The sequence below is a fragment of the uncultured Nostoc sp. genome, from assembly GCF_964247315.1.
In the GTDB taxonomy this organism is placed as follows: Bacteria; Cyanobacteriota; Cyanobacteriia; order Cyanobacteriales; family Nostocaceae; genus Nostoc.
In genome coordinates this window covers 1-4,870 of the sequence record NZ_CAXTTT010000226.1, presented here as the reverse complement: position 1 = coordinate 4,870, position 4,870 = coordinate 1, and the positions used below count along the sequence as shown (strand labels likewise).

Annotated in this window: 2 protein-coding genes and 1 pseudogene; 1 reads left to right on the top strand and 2 read right to left on the bottom strand. The window is 38.2% G+C overall.

The features are described from left to right. Window positions 1-507: 507 nt before the first annotated feature. A pseudogene (locus ACFE93_RS33960) lies at window positions 508-1,517 on the bottom strand (HIT domain-containing protein). Between the two features lie 82 nt (window positions 1,518-1,599). Beyond that, window positions 1,600-2,319 carry a Uma2 family endonuclease gene (locus ACFE93_RS33955; protein WP_375480426.1) on the bottom strand — a complete coding sequence of 240 codons (720 nt, stop codon included), beginning with the start codon at window positions 2,317-2,319 and terminating at the stop codon, window positions 1,600-1,602. Window positions 2,320-2,467: 148 nt separating this feature from the next. Between ACFE93_RS33955 and ACFE93_RS33950 the strand changes: the two genes are divergently transcribed. Further along, window positions 2,468-4,870: NACHT domain-containing protein (locus tag ACFE93_RS33950; protein ID WP_375480428.1), on the top strand; the 2,403-nt coding region annotated here is incomplete at its 3' end.

Below are 4,870 nucleotides of genomic sequence, written 5' to 3'. Positions count from 1 at the left end.
CAGCAGATTATAAGTTAATGAAGTACAAAAATACCCCTCCCTAACCCTCCCCGTATGTATTGGAGAGGGAACTAGATTGAGAATTTCCCCTCAATGCATCGGGGGGATTAAGGGAGGTAGATGTACTTCATTTAAATGCAAAATGCTGTATATGTATTTTTCATAAATGATTGTTGAAATTTTTATATCTCATCAATTAGATTACACACGCTTGATGCAATTGCGCCCATGTAATACTATTTCACTTTAAGGTTGATACATTTAGGTAAGCAGAGGAGAAAATATTTGTATCTTTCATTTGGTAAAATGGTATAAGTTAGCAGCATATAGCGCTTGATCTACTACTTGCAATAACTCACCAGTGGTTTTTCCACGATCTGGAAACATAGCCATTCCACCCAAAACTTAAGTTTGAGCAAGTCATGGTGTTCCAGTAATTTTCATAATTACTTCAAAGCAGTAAAGTTACAGCAAAATTATGAATCCTGAATTATTACAGAAAAACTATTACTTTTTAGGAATAACGTTTCTGATTCCACTTTTATTAGAGACAGTATCACCTTTGTAACGAGGGATGATATGAATACTAGTGTGCATAATATTTTGACCTGCGGCTCGATTGATATTCATTCCTATATTAAAGCCATCAGGTTCAAATTCTGGTTTGAGAATTTTTTGTATTTTATTCACCATAAACCAGCAAGCAGATTGCTCTTTAAATGGTAGTTCCAAATAACTGCTAACATGACGTTTAGGAATCACCAAAATATGTCCTTTGCTTATTGGATAGGCATCAAAAACAGCATAAGCAGTTGCTGATTCAGTTAATAAATTTAGATTTTTATGAGGATTACAAAATATACAATAATTAGATGAATTCCGCTGATGATTGTAGTGAATATATTCATATACTTCCCGATATTCATCTACACAAATTGAATTAAAGGGAAGTTTGACAAGACATTGATATGTTGGCTTGTTATGGACATAATGCTCTCTAAAACCTTCTTTTTTGATATCCCTTCTCACGGCATAATAAGCTTTGCCTCCTGGTTTTAATAAATGGGATATTTCCATGAGAACATTAGCTTGTCCTTCAGGAAATAAAACATTTAAAACATAAAAGCAAATTATTGTATCGAATGGGAGCAATGCGATTTTGTTAGATCAGACTTTAATTCTCAGTTAGAGAGCTAAATTCTCAATATAAACAGTTATTTGGCTGCGAGCGCAGCCCTAAATAGGTGATTTAGTACCCGAATTTTAAGCACCTCACAAAATCGCATTGCTCCCGTATCGAATTTAGTATCAGGATATTTTGGAAAATAATAAGGGTCATAGCCTGTAATATCACAACCTTTTTGGCGCAAGATTTTAACATCATTACCAAAGCCACAACCAAAATCTAGTATTTTGCCTTGGAGAAGGTTTTGATTTAATAAAAACTGTGCCGGAAATGATAGATAACTTCTTTCGATCGCAGTAAGATGACTGAATTGATTTTTTTGCTGTTTCATGGAATGAATTTTGGTGCTGATGTCCCAATATTATTATTCCCAGCATTTGTTTAAGTTATGCGATGTCTACGACGGGCTAAGCCTACGCATCAGGGTCAACACCTAACTCACGTAACTTAGCTGCTAATATATTAGCACGTTGGCGTTCTTGTTGGGCTTGTTCGCTGCTCCACAACAGCAAATTTTCTTCTGTATCCCACCAGCGCAGCCAATTCATGGTTTGGCACAATCTTTCACCTTGCCAAATTCCGATAAATAACTCTAACTCAGGAATCCAAAAGCGTCCATTGCTATCTGCTTGCTGCAAAGTATATTGTCCATTTTGCAAACACCGTATTTCTATGCTTGGTTCGTAAGGGTCGTAGGTTACGTAGGTTGGAACTTGGAGAATCTTTTCGTAATAATAGAGTTTACCGTAGGGTGGAGTTGAACGGACTGATAGTTCTCCACCTTCTGTGTCTGAGAGAAATTCCATCACTACAGCCACAGCAGCGCCTTCTAAATTTGGGGTATAGCTGCGACGAACTACATTTGTTCCTACAGACTGCACTTGAGGAACGTAAAACCAGTCTGGGGCTTTAACAACAATTTTTTTGTTGACTGTGGCTACAAGCCCAAAATTAGAGCCAATCAGCATTTGAGGTTGGATGCGTCCTGTGCTTCCTAAAGCATCGGTAAGCGCAGCAGCGATCGCAGGTTGTTGAATATTTTCCACTGGATCGTCAGGTAAAATGAAGTCGGCTGGAAGTGCTTCCCAAGTAACAATTGGTTCTTTTTGGATGGGGTTAACTTGTAGAACCATAAAACTACTCCTAATATCAATGCACAGTTATTAGTTATTTTTAACAAATCTTCAACCAGCATCGCTCTTAAGCTAAAAACTTAGAAATCTGGAAAGATTTTTCTGACTAGTGTATATACTCGTAGTCAAGCACTTAGCAGGCGTGAGTATGATAGTTGAGTGGTTCACTCTCTGGATAGGTAAAAAAACGGTTGGATTTCTTGTCAAAACTATTATCAGCGAAGAGTTTGTCAAGGATTTAGTCAAGGACTACGCTAAAGATTTTTTCAAAAATATCTTTAATAATGCTGTAACCGCGCCTTTTAAGCGAGAACCCCTGGAGAAAGCTGTTGTCATGGCTGTAACAGAATTTTTGCAACTGATGCAGCAGGATTTAGATGATAGTGAACTTGCTGTAGATGAAATCAAAAAGTATGAGCAGCCGCTAAATAAATTTTTGAAGCATCCAGAAGTCAAAGGAATTTTGGGAACTGCTTTTAAAGATGACTCTCAAGCTATAGATATCAAGGCATTAGAAACAATTTGGTATGAACTTAATGCTTCATACCCGTTACCGGATGATTTTAACTGGAAACGGATTGCTAGGAAATATCTGCAAAAGGTTAAAGATATTATTATAGAAGTTCCTGAACTGCGAGAGATTCTAGATTCCCGAAATTTAGACAAAATCCAGAACAACACAACAGAGATAGCTGGGATTATTCCTGATTTTGATTTGGAAAGATACCAAGAAGCTATTAAGGAAACCTATAGCAATCTGAATTTAGACAGTTTAGATACGAGTACCTATGATTATCGAGATAAACTCAAAGTCTGGGATATATTTATAGCACAAAATGTCCGGGAAATTCACCAAGTTATTCCCCGAATTCACGAACTGCCGAAAGAACATCTCCGAAGATTGCGAGAAACTAACGAACTGGAAGCAGAAGTTGAGTTAGAAGAATTAGAACGCTACAAACGAGTTTATTTAGAACAACCGAAACGTTCTGTAGTGGATATTGTAAATGAGCAGCAGACTAATAAATATATCGTGATTCTGGGCGACCCTGGTTCCGGGAAATCTACTTTATTAAAATACTTAGCATTAAATTGGGCTAGGAGTCCTCTGAATAATTCTTTTTCTCTACCGATTCCTGTGCTGATTGAGTTACGCACTTATATGCGGCGGCGGGAGGATAAAGAGTGTCATAATTTTCTGGAATTTTTTCATAAATGTAGTGGTGCGATTTCTCACCTCAACCAACATCAACTGCACCAACAGCTAAAGAGTGGTAAGGCTTTGGTGATGTTCGATGGTTTGGATGAGGTATTTGATCCTGCTCAACGAGAAGATATAATTACTGATATTCATCGCTTCACTAATGAATATCGTGATGTGCAGGTGATTGTCACTTCTCGCGTCATTGGCTACAAACCGCAACGTTTGCGAGATGCTGAGTTTCACCACTTTATATTGCAAGATTTAGAAGCAGAACAAATTCAGGATTTTATTTACCGCTGGCATGAGTTAACTTTTATCGATACTGCGGATAAAGTTAGAAAACGGGAACGGCTGCAAATCGGGATTGACACTTCACAATCTATTGCAGAACTAGCAGGAAATCCTCTGTTGTTGACGATGATGGCGATTCTGAATCGGAATCAGGAATTGCCAAGAGATAGAGCTACGCTTTACGAACAAGCATCGCGGGTATTGCTGCATCAATGGGATGTAGAAGCAAAATTGCTTAGACTTCCTGATGTAGATCCTTATACTATTGACCTGAAAGATAAACAGTCGATGTTACGTCAGGTTGCTTACAAAATGCAAGCGGCAAAAACAGGTTTGGCAGGCAACTTGATTAGTCAGGAGGATTTAGAAGCTACTTTAATTGGCTATTTACAAAAAAGGGGAGTTTCCCAAGAGAGAAAAATAGCGCGGTTAATGATTGAGCAATTACGAGAGCGCAATTTTATTTTATGTTTCTTGGGTGCAGATTACTATGCCTTTGTGCATCGGACTTTTTTAGAATATTTCTGTGCTTGGGAGTTTGTCTGGCAGTTTGAGAAGGAACGCAGTATTACAATTGAGTTTCTCAAAACTGAAGTTTTTGGCAAACACTGGCAAGATGAAACTTGGCATGAGGTATTGCGGCTAATTGCAGGAATGATTGATGCCAAATTTGTTGGTGAAATTCTTGAGTACTTAATGGTGCAAGATGGCGAAGAGGAAAAATTTATCAATTTGTTTTTAGCGGCTAAGTGTCTTGCAGAAGTGAGAAATCGCTCGGTGATTGCGTCAGTGGCTAATAAATTGCTTAACAAGCTAAAAGACTTAACTAAATATGACCTATGGTACTATTACTCTTTCTATGATCAAGAAGAAAGTAAGCTAGTTCGGGAAGTTCGCACTCAAGCTCTTGCAACAATCGCCGTAATTTGGAAAGATAACCGTGATATCTTACACTGGCTCAAAGACCGCGCCACTGCTGATAATGATGAGGATGTGCGATATGCAGCCATCGAAGCATTAGCCAGCAATTTCCCAGATGACCCGGACACGCGCTCG